The organism is Anatilimnocola floriformis (assembly GCF_024256385.1).
Lineage (GTDB): Bacteria > Planctomycetota > Planctomycetia > Pirellulales > Pirellulaceae > Anatilimnocola > Anatilimnocola floriformis.
In genome coordinates, this window is sequence record NZ_JAMLFW010000001.1 from 5,148,769 (window position 1) to 5,168,421 (window position 19,653).

Sequence of the window (19,653 nt, forward strand, 5' to 3'; positions counted from 1 at the left end):
GAAAGAACGCGTAAATTCGCCGCACCAAATGGCGGGATTCTCAACCGGTAGTTTTCCGACAGGCTACAATGCGGGCGCTATTCACTCTTCCTTTTCATCGAGGGGCTACCATGAAACTGCGCCTGGTTTGTCTGTCGTTGCTGTTATTGGGTTGTGTAACCACTATTGGCTGGTCACAACCAGCGGGCGGCTCGAAGCCGAACATTCTCTTCTTGGTTTCGGACGACACCGGCTACGGTGATCTCGGTCCTTATGGCGGCGGCGAAGGCCGCGGCATGCCGACTCCCAACATCGATCAACTCGCCCGCGAAGGGATGACGTTCTATTCCTTCTATGCTCAACCGAGTTGCACGCCCGGTCGCGCGGCGATGCAGACTGGAAGAATTCCGAACCGTAGCGGCATGACGACCGTCGCTTTTCAGGGACAAGGCGGCGGACTTCCCGCGGCCGAATGGACCCTTGCTTCGGTGTTGAAAACGGGCGGTTACAAGACCTACTTCACCGGCAAGTGGCACCTGGGCGAAGCCGACTACGCGCTGCCGACCGCGCAGGGCTACGACGTGATGAAGTACTGCGGCTTGTATCACTTGAATGCCTACACATACGCCGATCCAACCTGGTTCCCCGACATGGATCCGGAGTTGCGCAACCTGTTTCAAAAAGTGACGAAAGGTTCGCTGTCGGGCAAAGCAGGCGGCGCGATCACCGAAGATTTCAAAATCAACGGTCAATACGTAGACACTCCCGACAAGGGCGTCGTCGGCATTCCTTATTTCGATGGCTATGTCGAAAAAGCGGCGCTCGAATTCTTGGACGATGCGGCCAAATCGAAAGAGCCGTTCTTCATCAACGTGAACTTCATGAAAGTGCATCAGCCGAACCTGCCGCACCCTGACTTCGTTCACAAGTCGATGTCGAAGAGCAAGTTTGCCGACTCCATCGTCGAGCTCGATACGCGTATCGGGCGGATCATGGACAAGCTGCGCTCGCTCGGCCTCGATAAGAACACGCTCGTGGTTTACACGACCGACAACGGCGCCTGGCAGGATGTTTATCCCGATGCCGGCTACACGCCGTTTCGCGGCACCAAAGGAACCGTGCGCGAAGGTGGCAATCGTGTCCCCGCCATTGCCAGCTGGCCCGGCAAGATCAAGGCTGGAGCGAAGAATCACGAGATCGTCGGCGGTCTCGATTTGATGGCCACTTTCGCATCCGTAGGCGGTGTGAAACTGCCAGCCAACGATCGCGAAAACAAACCGATCATTTTCGACAGCTACGACCTGACTCCCGTGCTGACCGGCACCGGCAAATCGCCGCGCAATACTTGGTTTTATTTCACCGAGAACGAACTCGCTCCCGGTGCTGCCCGCGTCAACAACTACAAAGCCGTCTTCAATCTCCGCGGCGACAACGGCCAGGCCACGGGCGGCCTTGCAGTCGACAGCAATCAGGGCTGGAAAGGCCCGGAGAAGTATGTTGCCACCGTGCCGCAAGTTTTCGATCTCTGGCAGGATCCGCAGGAACGCTACGACATCTTCATGAACAACTACACCGAGCGAACGTGGACCATGATCACGATCTCGTCCGAGATCAAAAAGCTCATGCAAACGTACGTGAAGTATCCGCCCCGCAAAGCTCAAAGTGAGTCGTACACTGGACCCGTCACCATCTCGAACTACGAGAAGTTCCAGCATGTTCGCGAACTGCTGGAAAAAGAGGGAGTGAAAATCCCGATCCCCTCGGGCAACTAATTTTTCACTGCAGATAGCTCCGGTTGCTTCAGCAACCGGAGCGGCGCAGCCGCAAGAGGCATCCGGCTCAACGGCTGATTTCTAGCGGCGCCTGTTTGGCAAATCGACGATCTCTCGTAGGCGCACCGCACACAGGATGCCTCTCACCGCTGGCGCGGAACCGATTGCTGAAGCAATCGGTTCTAGCCAAGGCCCAGCATACTATTCAGCCACTTCGTGAATAGTTCGGCATCGGCTTCATTCGACTGCTCCGGCAGAGTGAGCGAGCTTGGCGATTGCGTCGCCGAATCAAAAAACGGCAAGGTCAGCGGAAACTTCTCTACGCGATCACCATCCGAGTCTTTCGACTCTTGCCGAGAATACGTCACCGGTTGCAGATCCTCGTGAGCAACCGAATAGCTCACGCCGTTTGGCGAGCGGAGTTCGATGCGACTGCGCAGCGGATCGCGGCGGATCTCGGTGTACTTCCGCCGGGCAAACCACCAACCCCACACAGCCGCGGCGATCGTCGCAATCCAACCCAGCGCGATGGCCACGTCAGATGGCAGCAGCATGGTGATCAGCAAGAAGGCGAACACGCTGACGAACCCGGTTCCGCCGCCAGCCATGAGGGCGGCCAGTGCCGGACTGATTTCGTAAAGGCGAATCGTCTGCCCCAGCACATCGTTGCGAAAGTACACGCCCATCATCGGCCTGCCGAGTTGTCTCGATCGAATCCAGGCACAGGCCCCAGCGACAAAACCGAGCGCCACGGCGTTGAAGGGCACCAGAAATAACAGCACGAGCAGATTGGCCGAATCCAACCCGAGTTCCAAAACCGCTTCCTCCGGCGCTGCCGAGTCGTAATGCACCGTCGCGGCATTTCCCGGCAAATACTTGCTGACAGTCGCCTGCGCGTGCGCCTCACCAATGCTCACTGCGTCGTAGCGAATCCGCTTTCCCTCGAACGGCCGACCGTTGACCTCGTAGCGGTATTCAACTTCCGCCTTGTACGAACTCCCTTCACTGTCGCGGTCGACTTTCACTTTCGACTGGGTGATGGTCCCATTCGTGGTCGCAAACGAACTGGCTCGAACTTGCTGGCAGGCATTCCAGCCCAACATGCCATCGAAAAAGAAGACAAAACTGCACCACAGAAGCCCAAAGAGACCGAGGAAAATTCTGCCGCCGGTGTCGTGCATGGGAACCAGATTTCGCGGTGCAGGTGTCAGATGGATCTCCTGAGTTATCTACCTGACGATTCGTTTCGTCCAGGCTGACCTTGGAAAGCTACTTCGGAAATTCATTTTCCCGGTAGTCTTACTCGCGATAAGGCTGATGCTGGTAATACTTCGGCGAATTGTCCAGGCGAACATGCAGCCAGTAAACGCCAGCGCCTGCCGTGCTCAGCCAGACTGGCTCAGCGTTGATTCGTTCCTGCATCGCGTTGCCAACGCATTGCCATAGCCGATCGCGCTGCTCGGCAGGTGCACCGCGAACGAACGCGCCGAGATGCGGATAATGCTTGTCAGCGGCGAGCGGAACGGGCGCAACCAGCACGGCGTTGCGGCCGAGATTGGCGAAGGTCACGACCGATTCGTCTTCAGCAGCGCGATAGAAGTGCTCGGCAAACGCATCGCGCTCGGGCCGCGGCGCCAGTCCGGGGCTGTCGTGAACGACGAACTCGAACGGCTGGTGGATGGTCTGCTGAGTGACCGGTGGCGTTTCCCAGCGGAAGGATGGATAGGGAACGGCGGCGAGCAGTTGATTGAACCAAGTGCGAAACGTTGCATCGTTTTGCCAGGCAGCGATGACTTGCTCGAAAGAAGCGTCTCGCCCGTCGATTTGGAGTTGATACTTTTCAGTTCCCGCGCGCACGAGTTCGCGAGTTGCCGACCATTCAGGCATATTTGTTTTCCAAGGGGCTACGGGAGTCGCGGAGTAAAGGCACCGAAATGAACCATGCCGCGGATTGACATCAGTACAATCGCTACGGCGACGATCAGCATCGGAAAATGTAGACCGAGCGCCCAGTAGAGCTTGCGACGCAGGGCGGGCCGGATCGGCAAGTCGCTTTTCCAAACATCGAGCAGCACCCAGGTCGCATACAACTGCAGCGGAATCATCATGTAACCGACGAGCACCGCGCGATAAGCCCGCTCGATGTTGTCCTCACGTTCGTTCAGCGGCGGCTCGTCCTCTTCGTCGTCAGTGCCCGGCTTTGGTTCGACGAGTGCAGCAGCTTCGTCGCTTGATTTTTCTTCTGCCGTCTCGTCTGCCGCCTGCTTGTGTCGCTGCTCGAGTTCATCGAGCACCGCATCGGCTCGTTCCACATCTTCCTCGGCAACCTGGAGCTTGATGCCGCCGATCGCGCCCGCGAGATGCCAGAAATTCGAAACCGCAAACTCATCGGCAATGACGCAACGAATGCCCGCGTCTTCGAGTTGCTGCTTGACCAGCCGAGCTTCCATCGCGTTTTGATAGCTTTCGATCGTGATCAGTCGGCCGAGCATAAGAATTCGCTTGCTGAGAAGGGCAGGTCGTTTCTCTCATCATAACTGGTGCGGCAACAAAACAATTGCCGGCCAGCAACCGTCTTCGCTATAACCGACATGCAAGCCATTACTCATTCAAATGAAATTCCGATGAAAACTTTTTCACTCTGCGCGTTGTTGCTTACTGCTTTGCTCGCCGGTTGCACTACCGAACAAGCCTCGACGCCGCCGATCACGGAGACGCCGAAGCCAGCGTCGGTTGATCCGGAGACGCCGCTGCAAAGGTCGCCAATTGAAAGACCGGATCAGATCGAAAAAGTGCCGGTCGAGCCAGCGCCAGCTGATCCAACGCCTGTCGATCCGCCGGCGAAAGTGCCGGAAAACAACCCGCCGACGCCCACTCCGCCGAAACCGGTTGTCAATGTTGACGATCTCGTCAAGCAACTCGCCACAACCGAACGGCAAGCAGCAGCCGTGTCGCTCGCCACGGCGGGAAAGCTCGCAGTCCCCGCGCTGGTAAAGGCACTCGACGATAAAGATTGGCAAGTGCGGGCCGCAGCCGTTTTCGCCCTCGGTCAGATTGGCAAGGATGCCATGGATGCGAAAACTCGTTTGCAGACCATCGCCGAGAAAGATGAAAACGCCAGCGTGCGCGATGCAGCCGCGTTCGCGCTCGATGCGATCTCGGAAGGTTGATTTTTGCAATCAACTCTCGCGCGCGTTACATTGCGGCTCCTCCGTCCCTTCCCACCTTGAGCGTGCGAGGAGCTGCATGTCGCGAAACTCTTTCTTCGTTCTTTGCTGTGCGATTCTGCTCACGCCATCGGCTTCGAGCTTCGCCGCTGATCCGCCCGATTTGATTTTGCATCACGGCAAGATCGTGACGGTCGACAAGCAATTCAGCATCGCCGAAGCGATCGCTATTCGCGGCGAACGGATCACCGCCGTCGGCAAGAACGACGACGTACTAAAGACCAAGGGAGAGTCGACAAAGCTCGTCGATCTGCAAGGCAAGTTCGTGATGCCCGGCTTGATGGATTCGCACGTTCATCCAGGCGGGGCGAGTCTGCACGAGTTCGATCATCCGATTCCCGAGATGGAATCGATCGCCGATGTGCTTGCCTACGTTCGCTCGCGAGCGGCGGTTGTTCCCGCCGGCGAGTGGATTGTCGTGCGGCAGATTTTCATCACGCGACTGAAAGAGCCGCGCTATCCGACCCGGGCCGAACTCGATGCCGCAGCGCCGAAGCATCCCGTGATGTTTTCGACTGGGCCCGATGCGATGCTGAACTCGCTCGCGCTCAAGGAAAGCGGCATCGACAAGGACTTCGTCGTTTCGGGTACCGGCCAGATCGAAAAGGATGCGAATGGCGAACTCACCGGCATGCTGCGGAGTTGTTCGCGTTATGCGAAGAGCAAATCGAGCGGTAAGAGTGCGACGGACGAAGAGAAGACGCAACGGCTGCGCGATTTATTTGCCGATTACAACAGCGTGGGCCTGACGACCGTTTCGGACCGCAGTTGCGGCGAAGGGGAGCTCGCGCGCTATCACCAGATGCACACCGACGGCAAGCTAACCGTGCGGATGATGGTCTCGGGGAGCGTCGATGCCGGCGGCAAAACCGAAGACGTGCAAAAGCGAATCCGCTTTTGGGGCGCTCATCCGTTGCGGGCCAAGAGCAACTGGGTTCGCGTCATCGGCACGAAGTCGTTTCTCGATGGCGGCATGCTCACCGGCAGCGCGTACATGCGTCAGCCGTGGGGCGTGAGCGAGATCTATTCGATTCGCGATCCCGACTATCGCGGCATTCTTTACATCGAACCCGACAAGTTGAAAGCGATTGTGCAAACGGCCGTCGAAGAGAAGTTGCAGTTCACCGCCCACTCGGTCGGCGATGGCGCGATTCATAATTTGATCGATGCCTACGCAGCGGTGAACCCGACGCATCCGGTGCGTGAGACTCGCCCCTGCATCACGCATTGCAACTTTCTGACAAAGGACGCCGTCGCGCAGATGGCCCAGCTCGGCATCGTGGCCGACCTGCAGCCGGCCTGGCTGTATCTCGATGCTCGCGTCCTCACGCAGCAGTTCGGCTACGATCGCGTGCGCTACTTTCAGCCGTACAAAAGTCTGTTCGAGCAGGGCGTGATGGTTGGCGGCGGCAGCGATCACATGCAAAAGATCGGTTCGCTGCGGAGCATCAATCCCTACAACCCGTTCCTCGCGATCGCGACCACGGTCAGCCGTCGCGCGCGTTGGTACGACGCGCAGTTTCATCCCGAAGAATGCATCAGCCGCGAGCAAGCCATCCGCTTCTACACGAGCAACAACGCTTACCTGTTGTTTCTCGAAGAGGAAACCGGCTCGCTCGAACCAGGCAAGCTCGCCGATCTGATTGTGCTCGATCGCGATCTGCTCACCTGCGAAGCCGATCAAATCGCGGCGACGCAGGTGCAGAAAACCTGGCTGGGTGGCAAGTTGGTTTATGAAGCGAAGTAGCACGCGATTCGGGATGGCGAGGCCATCCCGAGAAGACGCGTCCTTTCGCGGAGCGAAAGGCGACTATCGGGGGAACAGGTTCTTGAACTGATCCAGCGGATTCACCGGCGCTTGCGGTGCGGCTCCCGGTGCTGCGGGGTTCGCGCCAGGCGCCTGCCCGGCGGGATTGAAGCCCGGCGGCAGGAACTTGTTGATCTCCGAACCAACTTTGTCCTTGAGCAAACCGGTGGCCGCATTGCGGGCGAGATCCTTCGACAGATTCGCCAGGCCGCGGAAATCGGGGGCCGGTGCTGACAGCGTGCCGCGGATCGGAATCTGCAGCATCTGTCCCTTCAAACCGCTGAGCGCGGCGTTCTTCTTCAGCCAATCGTCTTGCACGGGAATCTCGGCGACCAGTTCCATCGTTTGATCGAGACCCACGCTGCCGCGCGTAGTGATAACGACGTCCTTCACGGCCATCTGCAGGCCCTGGTGATGGACGCGGCCGTCGATCATTTCAAATTTCACCTGCTGTTGCGGCAACACCAGCATGCCGCGGTTGTTGGTCGCGCCGGGCGATTGCGGTTGAGCCGGTGCGGCCCCCGCTCCGCCGAAGAGATTGCCGATGGCAGCGTAGTTGCCGTCGGCGATGTCCTTCACTTGCTTGGCCATGTTCAGGTACTGCTGCGCGAGGGGGCCAGGGCCGACCTCGGCTTTGTGAATGGTCATCACGCCGCCGAGCGATCCCTTGGTGGGAACCATCACGGGGACCTTGGCCATCTCGAGATCCATCGAGAAGTTGCCTTCCGCCCGCGTGACGCCAGCGAGGAGCGGCGCGACGAATTTCATCCAGCCGTCGCAGAGTTCGGGCGAGATCCGCAGGTTCTGAATGACCGGACCTTTGTCCATTTCGATCAGCGGCGATTCGCCGGCGAGATTGAGTCGCGGCGCACCGACGAGTTTGCCTTCGTTGATCGTCAGATCGAGCGGCCCCATATAGACGACGCTGTTTTCCAGCTTCGCCGGAAAGACGCCGGGACCCGCCGACAGGCCGAAGTACGTCGCGCTTTGCCAACCCATCTCGGCATTGGCGACGAGTTCGGAACTGACCACCGCTTTCGAACCAGCGGCCGGCAGCAGCGGCCCCTTCACGGCAAACTGCCGGTTCTCCTTGCCGGTGAGTTCCGGCACGTTGAGGGGTTTTTCGTTGGGATTCTTCGCGAGGGCTTCTTTGTTGAGCTTGTCGTTGATCAGCTGCGTGATCACGGCCAGGTCGTAAGCGATCTGACCTTTCACATCGGCCACGCATTGCTTGGTGAGCCCGGCGACACTGCCATCGGCGTTGAGGCTGGCGAGGGACGATTGCAGCTGAGCCTTGGAAACGGTCAGGGCGTCGGTGGCCGGATCGTAAGAAGCCTGTGAGCTGATCTTTACGAGCGGCTCGACGTGACGCACGACAAACGGCCCGGCCGAAGAGTTCGAAACGAGCGCTGCGTTGCGCGGACCAGGGCCGGGCATGTCGGGCGAGGCGTAGGTCAGGTTCTTGATGTCGTTGGTAAAGATCGCTTCCACCTTGCCATCGCGGAGAGCAGCTTCGAGGCGACCCTCGAGCATGCCGGAGAGCTGATAAGCCCGCGGCTCGGTTTGCGGCATCCATTGCATGAGGCGATTGAGATCGCCGCGATAATCGATCACGCCTTGCACGGTCGGCGTGCTGCCGGTGAGAACGGCTTTGATATTGTCGCCGCGGAGTGCGATGGCCGAGCTGGCGATGGTGGTCGAGGTGCTGATGAACGTCAGATTTTTCTGATCCCAGCTGCCGGCCGTTTCGATGACGACTTGCGGTTCCGAAATGGCGACGCCCGGGCCGCTCACTTCGAGCTTGGTGAGCGACAGCTTCGTGGCCGTGAGCTCCGTCGTTTGCGGCGAGAACGTGCCGTTGCCGTTCAAATCGATGCCACCTCCGGTGCGCCAACCGGCGAGCGGCACGAAGGCTTGCACGCGCGGTTGCCAGGTCGCGAGATCACCCTTGAGCGCGAACCGCAACGGCCAGGCCGTGGTGCTGCTCGGCGCGTCGACTGGCTTGGTGAGCGAAGCTTCGAGTTGATCGGCCGAAGAGAGCACGTTGAACGTGGCCGTGCTAATTTGTTGCAGCGCGGTGCCGACGACTCGGCCCGTCACCTGGCCGCCGAGTTGCAGATTGTCTTCGCGCCACGGCACGACGCCCGGCGCTTCGAGCGCGAACTGACGGACTTGCGCATTGGCAGTTGCTTGCCAGTTGTCGCCCTGATTCTGCTGCCAGTTGAGCTTGGCCGCGAGATTGCCGGCGAGCTTCACGGCGCCGAAGTCGACGAACTGATCGAGCTCGGCGACCAGGCGATTGAGATCGGCGCCGGCGGTGAGTTCACCCTTGGCCAGCGTGCCGTTGCCTTGCATCTCGAAGAAGCTGGCCTTGCCGGTGAGTTGTTCGATGGTCACACCGCTGGCCGATTGCCGCGCGGTGGCTTCGACGGTGAGCGGTTCATCCCACTGCACCTGCCGACCGGCGGCATGCGCGACGAGGTTGTCGGTTTGCAAACCGGCTCGCCACAAACGGCCCGTGGGTTCGCTGCGGCTGACGAGCATCAGGTTGACGCGGCCGCTGGCGATGCGCGTGTCGTTCTTCAGATGGAGCGTTGCCGGCAACTGGGCCGCGAGCGCGGCGAGATCGAGTTGTCCTTGCACCTGCAGCTGCGTATCGCCACCGAGGTTGCCACTCGCGGCAGCAGCCGTCAATTCACCGACCGCGGCCTGTCCGCTGCCGGAGAGGGTGAGGACATTGGTGCGGACATCGAGTCCGGCGACCGTGATCTTGCCAGCCGCGTATTGCACCTGGCCTTGGCAGGCTTCGATCGCCAGACGCGGCACGTCGGTGGTGAGATAAGTGCCGGAAGCAACGGCCAACTGGGGCGCGCTGAGCCGACGCAACTGAATGCCATGGTCCTGCAGGTCGCGAGCAAAGTTGTAAACGAGTTCGGTGGTGAGCGAGCCAGCCGCTTGCACATCGACACCGGCGCGGCGGAGCGCGCCCTGCGAGATATCGAGGGCGAGGCTGTTGGCGCGGAGCGTGACTTGTCCCGAGCCGAGACCTTTTTCCGTCGGCTGCCAGGAGAAATCGCACTGCAGATCGCCGGGAGGAATGGTCGAGGGTTGCGCACCAGCTGGGCGCACGGCGGCGCTTACTTTGCCGGTCTTCGGTTTATCGGCTGCGGCGGTCCAATCGAGCTCGCAGTTCAAACCATCGACGGTCCATTGCTTGCCGGCGATTTGATCGTCGAGTTGCACCGCGCCGCGGAGCACTTCGAGTTGAATGCCGACCGGCTTCGATGCGGATTTCGATTCGCTCTTCGGGAGGATTTTCAGGAAGTCTTCCCAGTTGCTGCCGTCGGCCCGCAGCACGACGTTGGCCTTGGGTTCGGTGACGCGGAACTTGCCAAGGTTGGTGGTATCGAAGGCGAGTTGCAGCAGCGTCTTGTCGCTCTGCAGCTCGGCGACATCGGCCAGGGCGTTGCCCTGAGCATCCTTCAGCACGATGTTCTTGGCCCGAATGCCCGACAGCCAACCGAGCGACAGCGTGCCGATGGCGACGCGGTCTTTCAGTTCCGGCGCGGCAAAGCCCAGGCCGGTCTTCCAAACGCTGGAGCTCGAGGCGATCGCCGGCAGAAACCAGACGAGCACACCCAGCAGCAGCGACATGACGATCAGTCGGCTGGCGAACCAGCGGAGCCGCGAGGGCTTGGCACGTTCCTTGGTGGGCGTGGGTGTTTCTTCGTATTCGTCGTCGTCGGCAGGGGCGACCTTGTGCTTGGCCATGGCCAGTGCTCTCTTCATCCGTGAAAATGGGCTATCAAGCGGCGGATTGTAGAGCGCGGCGGCAGTTTTTCCCTAGAGAGAATTGGCCCTGTTGGAGTTCCGGCAGCGGCTGTCGTTGGAGCTCCGGCTTAAGCCGGTTGGTTTGTGCACTTTGGACACGGAGGAGCAGCTGAAGCCGAAACCCGATCGCAACAGCCACCCGAAACAGCTACAATATATTGCAATATCTTGAAGTGAATATCGCAGCCATTCTTATTCGCAAGTCGTTTCCAAATAGAGACTTAAGAAAAAATCAAGAAGTTGCAAGACTTGCAATACTCCGGGAGTACGAAAGAGGGGGTGGGGTGCCAGGATGGCGGCCGCGGATTGGCTGGTCTCTTTTCCGCGAACCGCCTCTCGACGAACTTCCTCGATCCCTGTACACTCTGTGATTCCCAAGAAATCCACCGCATCTCCAGAGCAGTAGCATGTACGCGATCATCGCCGATGGCGGCCGCCAGTATAAGGTCGAAGAAGGCCAGATTCTCTCCATTGATCTCCGCGACGGCATCGCCGAAGGCGCTGCGATCACGTTCGACCAGGTGCTGGCTGTGAGCGGCGCCGGCGGCATCAAGATCGGCAAGCCGGTCGTCAGCGGCGCTACGGTGCAAGCTGAAGTGATCATTCCGCTCGAAAAGGGCGAAAAGGTCTACATCCAAAAGATGCGCCGCCGCAAGAACTACCGCCGCCGCACCGGCCATCGCCAGAAGTACACGCAAGTGAAGATCAACAAGATCCTGGCCTAAGTGCTCGCGGACAAAAAGTCTGCCGCAACGGCGAACCTACATCAAAAAGCCATGCTCCTTATGGGAGGATGGCTTTTTTCGTTGCGCCAGTGAAAATCGGCGGGCGACGTAGCACGAACCCCTAGGTTCGTGTGAGTCGGGCGTGCAAGACACTGCGCTGGTTTTCATACGCGCTCGCACGAACCTAGGGGTTCGTGCTACGCGACTTGATTAGACCAAGCCTGTGATCGGCGCTGGCGTCGAGATCGCTCGCAGCAGATCCTGCGGCAGGCCGGTTTGCAGGCGGGCTTGGCCGAGGTCGACGAGGGAGTGCATGACGGTGGCGAGCAGGTTGTCGAGTTCCTGCGGTTCGGTGTGAGGGCTGCCGCCGTCGCTGGTGCTTTGGCCGATTGTTTGACCCATGTTCAGCCCGCCGCCGTGCAGCAGCAGCGGCGTGAGACCGCCCCAGTGATCGCGGCCGCCGCTTTTGTTGATCTTCGGAGTGCGGCCCATTTCGCCCGTAACGACCACGAGAACTTTCTCGCTCAAGCCGCGTTGATGCAAATCTTCGATCAACGCCGAGAGGGCGTAGTCGAGCGGGCTCCCCATGTAACCCATCCCTTCCTCCACGCCGGCGTTGTTCGAGTCGGCGTGCATGTCCCACACAAAGTTGGTGGTGACCGTCACAAAGCCGCAGCCCGTTTCGCACAAGCGGCGCGCGAGGAGCAGCAGCTTGCCGAGCGACTTGGCGTTGTCGACGTAGTTGTTGTAGTTGTTCCACTTGCGGCTGATCTGATCGGGCCGCACCAGCGGCGCCGTGTCATAGCGAGCGACCGTCTTTGCGTCCTCCTGCTTCAGATCAAAGGCCTTCGCAATGCCGCCGAGCACGGTTTGAAAGGCTTGCGTCTGCAGCCGGTCGACGCCGTTGATGTTCTGTGAATCGAGATTCCGCTGCAAGCGATCGAGACCGGCCAGCAGGTTGCGGCGGTCCTCGACGCGATCGCGCGAGAGATGCAGTTCCAGGTCCTTCTGAAAATTCCCTTCGCCGCCGGGCGTGAACGGCGCGTAAGCCGTGCCGAGCGTGCCGGTGGAACTGAACTTGCCAAAGGCGCTCACTTCTTTTTGCGTATCGGGATCAACCGCCCGCGGATAGAGTGCGGCGTTCGTGGGCATGCCAGTTACGGGATGATTTGTGCCGGCGATGCGGGCGTACAGCGAACCCATATTCGCGCCGAGTGTCGTTTTGCTGACGATCGGTTTGATGTCGTGATTGCCGTCGCCGGTGCGGAACGAACGGACGATGCTGAACTTGTCGTTGAGCGCCGCCAGCCGCTGAAAAGTGCTGCCGAACGTGATACCGGGGATCTTCGTCGCAATCTCGCCGGTCGAACTGCGCACGCCGTGAGGCGCTTCCATCTTGGGATCGAAAGTTTCGAACTGGCTCGGCCCGCCGTGGAGGAAAACAAAGATGACGCTGCGGTCCTTGAGGACTTTGCCCTTACTCGAACCACCAGCTTGCGCTTGCTGCAAACCGATGAGCTGCGGCAAGGTCAGACCGCCGAGCGCGAGGCTGCCGACCTGCAGAAAGTTGCGCCTGCCGAGTCGCGAGTTGCCGTCGTGAAAGGTGAGCATGGTGATCTCGGGCGGGAGTGGAGAGAGGGATTAGCCGAACAGGTCGGTGAGCACACGACCGCCGTCGACGATCGACACGGGACGGCCTTGCGGATCGGGAAGTTGCAAATGGGGATCGATGCCAAGGGCGGAATAAATGGTCGCGGCGAGATCCTCGGGCGTGACCGGTTTATCGATGGGATACGCCGCGTCTTTGTCGCTGCTGCCATAGGCGATGCCGCGCTTCAAACCGCCGCCGGCGAGAACCGCAGGAAAAAGCGTGCTCCAGTGACTACGGCCCCAGGTCGGTGTGGGTTGCGGTGTGCGGCCCATTTCGCCGAGGCAAACGACCAGCGTTTCGTCGAGCAAACCGCGATCCTGCAGATCGGCGATGAGCGTGGCGAGCGCGTTGTCGAGCGCCGGCAAGAGGGACTTTTGCAAGTCGTTGCTCGTGGTGTGCGAATCCCAACCGTAACCATCCACCGCATCGAAATGAACGGTGACAAACCGGGTGCCGGCTTCGACGAGGCGGCGGGCCATGAGCACCGATTGCCCGAACAGATTGCGGCCGTAGCGATCGCGCAGTTCGGGCTTTTCTGCGGCGATGTTCAATGCCTGGCGCGTAGCCGACGAGGTGGCGAGCGACATGGCCCGCTGTTGCAACTTGCCCCAGGCGGTGACGCCGGCGTGTCGATCGAGCTGCCGCAACTGATCGTCGAATTTCGAAACCAGCGTCTGCCGATGCTGCAGTCGTTCGAGCGTGATCCCCTCGGGCAACTGTAAGCCTTGCACTTCGAACTTCAGCTCATCATCGGCGCAGTCGCGATAATACGGATTGTCCTTCGCCGACTTTTTGCCGACGCTCGTCGTCAGGCCGTCGTAGCCACGGCCGAGCCAACCGGCATATTCGCCCGGGCGGCGAAGTTGCGAAGAGTACTCCTGCAGCTTTCCCAAAAAGTTCGGCAGCACGGCGTAGTTCGGCAGGTCGCCTTGCTGCAGGCCGTTCTTCTGCGCGACGTACTCCGTGACCGAACCCAGCGACGGCCAGTCGCGGGGCGTGGCATTGAAACCGCCGCCGATCGGGATCTGCCAACGATGGCCCGTTTGAATGTAATGACCGCCGCCGCTGTGGTCGTTGTAGTTGTGCGTCATCGTGCGAATGACGCACAGCTGATCGCTGATGTCGGCGATACGCGGCAGGTGCTCGCTCACGCGGAGCTCTGGATTGCGGCTCGTGGTCGTTTGGAACGGGCCACGAATTTTCGCCGGGGCGTCCGGCTTCATGTCGAAGGTTTCGAGCTGACTCGGACCACCAAAGAGGAACAGAAAGATGACCGACTTGGCCCGCGGCTTGTTTCCGCTGCTGAGTTGCTCGGCGGCCAACAGTCGCGGCAAAGTCAGTCCAAACAGGCCCGCCCCGGCGGCTTGCAGCACGGTCCGTCGTGTGATGTGGTCGCAGGAGTGAACCTGCGGCGAGCCGAGGAGGGAAAGCATGGTCGCCTCGTTGACCAAGGTGGCGGGAGAGCCCCAGCGAAACGGCTGCGCGAGTCGGCCGCGTCGCTGCGAGTACTCAGTCTCAAAGTATCGGCAGCCGCTGATGCATGCAAGAGAATTCTTGAGGCGGTCGCGGCCGGGAAGCGTCTGGCCGCGGGTGTATACTCAACGCACCTCTTACTTTACCAGGATCTACCGATGCGCTCCGTATCCTTACTGTTCGCCCTCGTTGCCGTCTCGGCCACACTCTTCGCAGAACAAGCCAGCGCGGAGAAACCAAACATCGTCGTCATTGTCGGCGATGACATGGGTTACGCCGACGTCGGCTTTCATGGTTGTACTGACATTCCCACGCCGCATCTCGATAAGCTGGCCGCGAGCGGTGTAAAGTTTACCAGCGGTTATGTGAGTGGTCCTTATTGCTCGCCGACGCGGGCCGGTTTGCTCACCGGCCGCTATCAAACGCGCTTCGGCCACGAGTTCAATCCCGCCGGCGGTGAAGCGGGTTTGCCACTCAGCGAAAAGACGATCGCCGATCGTTTGAAGGGCGCCGGTTATAAAACGGCCCTCATCGGCAAATGGCACCTCGGCGGCAAACCAGACCAGCATCCGCAGGCCCGTGGCTTTGAGGAGTTCTTTGGATTCCTCGGTGGAGCGCACGATTACTTCAGCGACAACGGCATTCTTCGCGGCCGCGAACAGATCGAAGAGCCCGCCTATCTGACCGATGCCTTCGGGCGCGAAGCCGAAGCCTTCATCGAGAAGAACAAATCCAATCCGTTCTTTTTGTACCTGGCCTTCAACGCGGTCCACACGCCGATGCAAGCCGACGATGCGCGGCTGAAAAAGTTCGACATCGCCGACAAAACCCGCCGCACTTATGCAGCCATGATGTCGGCGATGGACGATTCGATCGGCCGCGTGATCGCCAAGCTCGAAAGCGCGAACCTCACCAAGAATACGCTGGTCATGTTCATCAGCGACAACGGCGGCCCCACGATGCCGGGCGTCACGATCAACGGCAGCGTGAACAAACCGTTCCGCGGCAGCAAACGCACCACGCTCGAAGGCGGCGTGCGAGTTCCCTTTGTCATCAGCTGGCCCGGCACCATCCAGCCGGCCACCTTCGACACCCCCGTCATTCAACTCGACCTGCATGCCACCTCGCTAGCCGTCGCCGGCGTGAAGGCGACCGAGGACATGCAACTCGAAGGAGTCAACTTGCTGCCGCATGTGCAGGGCGAAACGAAAAAGCCGCCGCACGACGCGCTCTACTGGCGGTTCGGCCAACAGATGGCCATTCGCGCCGGCAACTACAAACTCGTCCGCTACGACACAACGGCTGACCTCGACGACAAGCCAAAAACGACGAGCCCCGCGAAACTCTACGACCTAAGCGCCAATCCGAGCGAAACCACTGATCTGGCCGAAAAGATGCCCGAGAAAGTCAAAGAGCTGCAAGGCTTGTGGGACAAGTGGAACGAAAAGAACGTGAAGCCGCTGTGGGGCGCCGGCGCGGCTGGCAAGGGAGAAGGGAAGAAGAAAAAGCAGCAGGACGACTAGTCGTCGACCGCTCCGCGGTCGATGAACGGAGCTAAACCAACAACGCGCCGTGAGCACCAGCGCGGCGAAGTATCCAACTGCGAGCATCGGCGGCCCGTTGAGTCGCTACTTCCATTCATCGACCGCGGAGGTTCGACGACTGTGAGCTGGCGACTCAGTTAAAACTCTTGCCGCTCCATATACACACAACCAATCAGCAGCATCACGCACATAAACGCGAGGCTGCTGTAAACGGGGCGCCAAGGACTGATCTTGGGCTCGGGTTCATATTCGTGGCGCTCGGAGTCGGGAGTTTCCAAGGCCTTGTTGTCTTCGGGTTTCTTTTGCTCGGTGAGCAGGTAAGTAACCGTGCGATACAGTTCGCCCGGCTTGGGGCAAACGGTGTAGACCGGCTTGAGTACGTAGAGATAGATCATCGTCTGCACGTCGAGTCGCGGCGCCCAGGTTTGCTTTCGCTCCCACGTTTGCGTGTCGTACTCGCTCACGCGCTGAAACAAATCGGTCACGAGGAACTTGTTGTCGGCTAGAAACTGCGACGAAGAAATATCTCCCTGGCCGCGAACCGGCGCGAGCTTCAGTTTTTCTTCGCCATCGGCGAGGAGCCATAGCTTGCGATTTTCCATGAGGATGGCCAGAGTTTTGCCATCGGGCGAAGCCGAAAGAATGCGAGGGCATTGGCCTGGGGCTGGCTCAAGCGTGCTGCGGAGTTCCAGTGTCTGCGGGTCACGCAACTGCAGCTTGCCATCGAGATGACTGAGATAGAGCGTGCTCTTGGTGGCTGCGATCCAGCCGCGACGTTCGGCCTTGGGCTCGAATTTTTCCGTCTTATCGAGTTCGTATTTTCCCTCGCTCGTCTTCGTCAGCCGTTGCAGTTTGCCGCGCGAGTAAACGAACAGTGTGCCATCGGGGCCAAACGCCGCCGAGAACGGTGTATCCCAGTTTTGCATCGGCGTGGGACCAACTTCGTGCAGCGGCCCACGACTGGGGAACGGAATTTTGTAGCCGAAGAACTTCACTTCGTCGGCTGTCGACGCCAAATCACCTTGCAGCCGATACAACCCTTGGCTGGTGGCGAGCATCGGTTCGCCCGTCGGTTCATTGAAGAGCAACATCGACGACGAAGGAGACACAGGGCCCTCCTTGTAGCTGAACCCAGCGTCGGCCTTACCGCTGCCAATAAGTTGCTGTCCGCTCTTCATCGAAACTTGCACGACAACCGCTTGCTTCCCCTGTTCGTCATAGATGGGACCACGCACCGGCATCTGAGCCACGACCGAGATAATCGGTCGCAAGTTGCGCAGCTCGCGCGACAGCAGGCCGGGAACCCATTTTCGTTTTTCTTGATTCCAGATCAGTGGCGTATTGGTGCAGTCAACGGCCAGCAGCCCGTCATTCGCTGGCACAACGCGCCGCAGCCGCGCTTTGTTGAGCGAGCCTTCGATCCATTCCTTGCTTAGCCCCACGGAAAAGCAGAGGGCCCAGAACACGATCGCCACAATGATGCTGACGATCATGTTTCGCCACACCAGCGCAGCGACGGCGGCCACGGAGTAGTAGATGCCGAAAACGAAGGTGTAAACCGGAATGCACCACATCAACCGCGGTTCCCACACACCCCAGCGCGTGCCGAGCAGAAAATAAATGCCGATGAACAAATAGGTGGCACACATCAGCACGAATGCGCACGAGCCGAGAAACTTGCTGAGAAACATCAGCGAGCGCAGCACTGGCTTGCTCAGCAGCAAGTGGAGCGACCCCGGATCGAACATATTAGGAATGGCCGGCGACGTGACGATGATCGCCACCAGCAGACCGATGCCGAGCAGACCCTTATCCACCAGGAACGGCAGCCAACCGCGGACAATGTCGACCAGCATTTGCTTGCTGACTGGCCAGGCATCTTCGGTCAGGTCGTACCCGGCCAGACAGAGCACCAGCGACGTCGCTTCGCTCTCGCCGATTGCATTCGGAAAAGCTGCCTCGAGCAGCAGTCGATTGAGTCGCAACCGTTCGTCTTTGGCGAGTGCTTTCTCGCGCTGCAACAACGCCTTGCCTTCGGTCGACACGCTCGACGCCGAGAACGACGTCGATTGGTAGAGATCTTCTTTGTTCAGAATGCTTTGCAGATCTTTTACGATCGACTGAGTGACCTCGCGATGGATTTGCTGCTCGTCCAGCGTCGAGCCCGGCAGGATCGGCTTGAACTTGGCGATGTTGTCTTGAGCGGTCGAGTTCATCAGCGACCAGATCCGCTGTGCGCCCGAAGTCCCTTTGCCGGCTTTGGCTTTTTCGAGTTGTTCGATCAGCGCTGGCCAATCAATTTCATTGCCGCGCAGTCCGACGGTCAACGTTTGCCGATAGCTGAGAAGCGCGAGAGCCAACAGAAAAATGGTGATCAGTGCGATCACGATCCACAAGACGTACGAATGAAACGCCTCGCGAAAAGAATCCTTGATGATGGCCAGATACGGTCTCATGCCTGCTCCGTGAGGGCGGTCAAACGCTACTTTTCAATGACTTCTGCCGCGACAATTTCCAGATACGCCTGCTCCAGGCTCATGCGCGGCCGCGTCAGCCCAACAATACTCACCTGCCGGCGGCGAAGTTCGTCGACCAGCGAGTCGACACCCAATTGATCGGGAAGCTTGACGTTAAAACGAAAGCTGTGCGCTTTCACCGGCGTTGCTCCAGCCACTTGCGGATCCGCCACCGCTTGCCAGTTCGTCACGGCTGCTGGCGGAACGGCTTGACGCTGCAAGCTATCGCGAATGGCTGTTTCCTCGCCGACCAGGTCGAGATGCACGTCCACTTCGTTGAGCAAACTCGCGCTCTTACGCGCGGTCAGTTCCTTCACCGGCGCAACTTCTTTCAAAACTCCCTGAGCCAGAATCGCCACGCGATCGCAGATCAACTCCACTTCCTGCAGAATGTGGCTATTGAGAAAAACGGTCTTTCCCTGCTGCTTTAACTCGGCAAGGTAACCGCGGACTTGCGAGCGCGCGATCGGATCGAGTCCGTCGGTCGGTTCATCGAGAATGAAAATGTCTGGATCATGCAGCATCGCCTGCGCGAGTCCGAGGCGCTGCAACATCCCTTTTGAATAGTTCCGCACCGGATCTTTCGCTCGCGGCGCCAGACCAACGCGTTCCAGCAACGGACCGCGGCGCGAGCGAATGATGTGGCTCGGCACGTTGCTCAGATGGCCGTAGTACTCAAGCGCCGTGATCGCCGTTAAATGCCGCGGCACGCGGAGGTTTTCAGGTAAATAGCCAACCCGTTTGCGGGCACGGCGATCGCCGGCAGGAAAGCCCAGCAGCATGGCGAGCCCTTCCGACCGCCGGATGATGCCGAGCAGAATCTTAATGAAGGTCGTCTTTCCCGCGCCGTTGCCGCCGAGCAGGCCGAAGATTTCGCCCGGCTGGACCGTAAAGCTCACGTTTTTTAGAGCCTGCCGTTTTTTACGGCGCAAGATGCCCTCGACATAAGTCTTCGAGAGGTGCTCGACGTGGATAGCTGCCGACATGCAGGTGCCTGAAAAGGTCGAAACGTGCTGCGATTGTTCTTACGCTGCATTGAACTTAGCAGAAATTACCCTCGCGGCGGGGCTTTGGTTTCACCCCGTTTGCCTGCGGCCCGTTTGACGGATAATGAAGCCATTCGCCCTG

The 19,653-nt window shown here is 59.6% G+C and carries 13 protein-coding genes; 5 read left to right on the forward strand and 8 right to left on the reverse strand.

Features of this window, described 5'->3' with window-relative positions; translation table 11 throughout:
• Nucleotides 1–110 precede the first annotated feature (110 nt).
• Nucleotides 111–1,751 carry an arylsulfatase gene (locus tag M9Q49_RS20220; protein WP_254510642.1) on the forward strand — a complete coding sequence of 547 codons (1,641 nt, stop codon included), beginning with the start codon at nucleotides 111–113 and terminating at the stop codon, nucleotides 1,749–1,751.
• A 182-nt stretch (nucleotides 1,752–1,933) separates the two neighbouring features.
• Here the strand turns inward: M9Q49_RS20220 and M9Q49_RS20225 are convergent, their stop codons facing one another.
• The 3 genes from M9Q49_RS20225 to M9Q49_RS20235 form a co-directional block, all read right to left on the reverse strand.
• Nucleotides 1,934–2,932, reverse strand: a complete 999-nt coding sequence (locus M9Q49_RS20225; protein ID WP_254510643.1) for a DUF3592 domain-containing protein — start codon at nucleotides 2,930–2,932, stop codon at nucleotides 1,934–1,936.
• Between the two features lie 118 nt (nucleotides 2,933–3,050).
• Nucleotides 3,051–3,638, reverse strand: a complete 588-nt coding sequence (locus M9Q49_RS20230; protein WP_254510644.1) for a DUF6940 family protein — start codon at nucleotides 3,636–3,638, stop codon at nucleotides 3,051–3,053.
• A 17-nt stretch (nucleotides 3,639–3,655) separates the two neighbouring features.
• Nucleotides 3,656–4,243: a putative signal transducing protein gene (locus M9Q49_RS20235; protein WP_254510645.1), complete on the reverse strand. Its 588-nt coding sequence runs from the start codon at nucleotides 4,241–4,243 to the stop codon at nucleotides 3,656–3,658.
• A 132-nt stretch (nucleotides 4,244–4,375) separates the two neighbouring features.
• Here M9Q49_RS20235 and M9Q49_RS20240 point away from each other — a divergent pair, with 132 nt between their 5' ends.
• Nucleotides 4,376–4,921, forward strand: a complete 546-nt coding sequence (locus M9Q49_RS20240) for a HEAT repeat domain-containing protein (RefSeq protein WP_254510646.1) — start codon at nucleotides 4,376–4,378, stop codon at nucleotides 4,919–4,921.
• Between the two features lie 76 nt (nucleotides 4,922–4,997).
• Complete coding sequence (locus M9Q49_RS20245; RefSeq protein ID WP_254510647.1) at nucleotides 4,998–6,725, forward strand: amidohydrolase; 1,728 nt, start codon at nucleotides 4,998–5,000, stop codon at nucleotides 6,723–6,725.
• 63 nt (nucleotides 6,726–6,788) lie between these two features.
• Here M9Q49_RS20245 and M9Q49_RS20250 read toward each other — a convergent pair whose 3' ends face one another.
• On the reverse strand, nucleotides 6,789–10,556 hold the full coding sequence (locus tag M9Q49_RS20250; protein WP_254510648.1) for a hypothetical protein: 3,768 nt from the start codon (nucleotides 10,554–10,556) through the stop codon (nucleotides 6,789–6,791).
• 467 nt (nucleotides 10,557–11,023) lie between these two features.
• Here M9Q49_RS20250 and rplU point away from each other — a divergent pair, with 467 nt between their 5' ends.
• Entirely contained in the window at nucleotides 11,024–11,341 is a 318-nt protein-coding gene (rplU, locus tag M9Q49_RS20255) for a 50S ribosomal protein L21 (RefSeq protein WP_254510649.1), read from the forward strand.
• Between the two features lie 210 nt (nucleotides 11,342–11,551).
• On the opposite strand, the gene M9Q49_RS20260 is transcribed toward rplU, so the two are convergent.
• Nucleotides 11,552–12,952: a DUF1501 domain-containing protein gene (locus M9Q49_RS20260; protein ID WP_254510650.1), complete on the reverse strand. Its 1,401-nt coding sequence runs from the start codon at nucleotides 12,950–12,952 to the stop codon at nucleotides 11,552–11,554.
• A gap of 30 nt (nucleotides 12,953–12,982) precedes the next feature.
• Nucleotides 12,983–14,425 carry a DUF1501 domain-containing protein gene (locus M9Q49_RS20265; RefSeq protein WP_254510651.1) on the reverse strand — a complete coding sequence of 481 codons (1,443 nt, stop codon included), beginning with the start codon at nucleotides 14,423–14,425 and terminating at the stop codon, nucleotides 12,983–12,985.
• Nucleotides 14,426–14,623: 198 nt separating this feature from the next.
• Here M9Q49_RS20265 and M9Q49_RS20270 point away from each other — a divergent pair, with 198 nt between their 5' ends.
• Nucleotides 14,624–15,988: a sulfatase gene (locus M9Q49_RS20270; protein WP_254510652.1), complete on the forward strand. Its 1,365-nt coding sequence runs from the start codon at nucleotides 14,624–14,626 to the stop codon at nucleotides 15,986–15,988.
• Between the two features lie 158 nt (nucleotides 15,989–16,146).
• Here the strand turns inward: M9Q49_RS20270 and M9Q49_RS20275 are convergent, their stop codons facing one another.
• Together M9Q49_RS20275 and M9Q49_RS20280 are read right to left on the reverse strand one after the other, a co-directional pair.
• Complete coding sequence (locus tag M9Q49_RS20275; protein WP_254510653.1) at nucleotides 16,147–18,465, reverse strand: ABC transporter permease; 2,319 nt, start codon at nucleotides 18,463–18,465, stop codon at nucleotides 16,147–16,149.
• Between the two features lie 26 nt (nucleotides 18,466–18,491).
• The gene (locus M9Q49_RS20280; protein ID WP_254510654.1) at nucleotides 18,492–19,511 is read right to left on the reverse strand and encodes an ABC transporter ATP-binding protein; all 1,020 of its coding nucleotides are present in this window, start codon (nucleotides 19,509–19,511) and stop codon (nucleotides 18,492–18,494) included.
• Between the last annotated feature and the right edge of the window lie 142 nt (nucleotides 19,512–19,653).

Coding starts and splice junctions, on each gene's coding strand:
- M9Q49_RS20220 (WP_254510642.1), top strand. CDS start 111: ATGAAACTGCGCCTGGTTTGTCTGTCGTTGCTGTTATTGGGTTGTGTA.
- M9Q49_RS20225 (WP_254510643.1), bottom strand. CDS start 2,932: ATGCACGACACCGGCGGCAGAATTTTCCTCGGTCTCTTTGGGCTTCTG.
- M9Q49_RS20230 (WP_254510644.1), bottom strand. CDS start 3,638: ATGCCTGAATGGTCGGCAACTCGCGAACTCGTGCGCGCGGGAACTGAA.
- M9Q49_RS20235 (WP_254510645.1), bottom strand. CDS start 4,243: ATGCTCGGCCGACTGATCACGATCGAAAGCTATCAAAACGCGATGGAA.
- M9Q49_RS20240 (WP_254510646.1), top strand. CDS start 4,376: ATGAAAACTTTTTCACTCTGCGCGTTGTTGCTTACTGCTTTGCTCGCC.
- M9Q49_RS20245 (WP_254510647.1), top strand. CDS start 4,998: ATGTCGCGAAACTCTTTCTTCGTTCTTTGCTGTGCGATTCTGCTCACG.
- M9Q49_RS20250 (WP_254510648.1), bottom strand. CDS start 10,556: ATGGCCAAGCACAAGGTCGCCCCTGCCGACGACGACGAATACGAAGAA.
- rplU (WP_254510649.1), top strand. CDS start 11,024: ATGTACGCGATCATCGCCGATGGCGGCCGCCAGTATAAGGTCGAAGAA.
- M9Q49_RS20260 (WP_254510650.1), bottom strand. CDS start 12,952: ATGCTCACCTTTCACGACGGCAACTCGCGACTCGGCAGGCGCAACTTT.
- M9Q49_RS20265 (WP_254510651.1), bottom strand. CDS start 14,425: ATGCTTTCCCTCCTCGGCTCGCCGCAGGTTCACTCCTGCGACCACATC.
- M9Q49_RS20270 (WP_254510652.1), top strand. CDS start 14,624: ATGCGCTCCGTATCCTTACTGTTCGCCCTCGTTGCCGTCTCGGCCACA.
- M9Q49_RS20275 (WP_254510653.1), bottom strand. CDS start 18,465: ATGAGACCGTATCTGGCCATCATCAAGGATTCTTTTCGCGAGGCGTTT.
- M9Q49_RS20280 (WP_254510654.1), bottom strand. CDS start 19,511: ATGTCGGCAGCTATCCACGTCGAGCACCTCTCGAAGACTTATGTCGAG.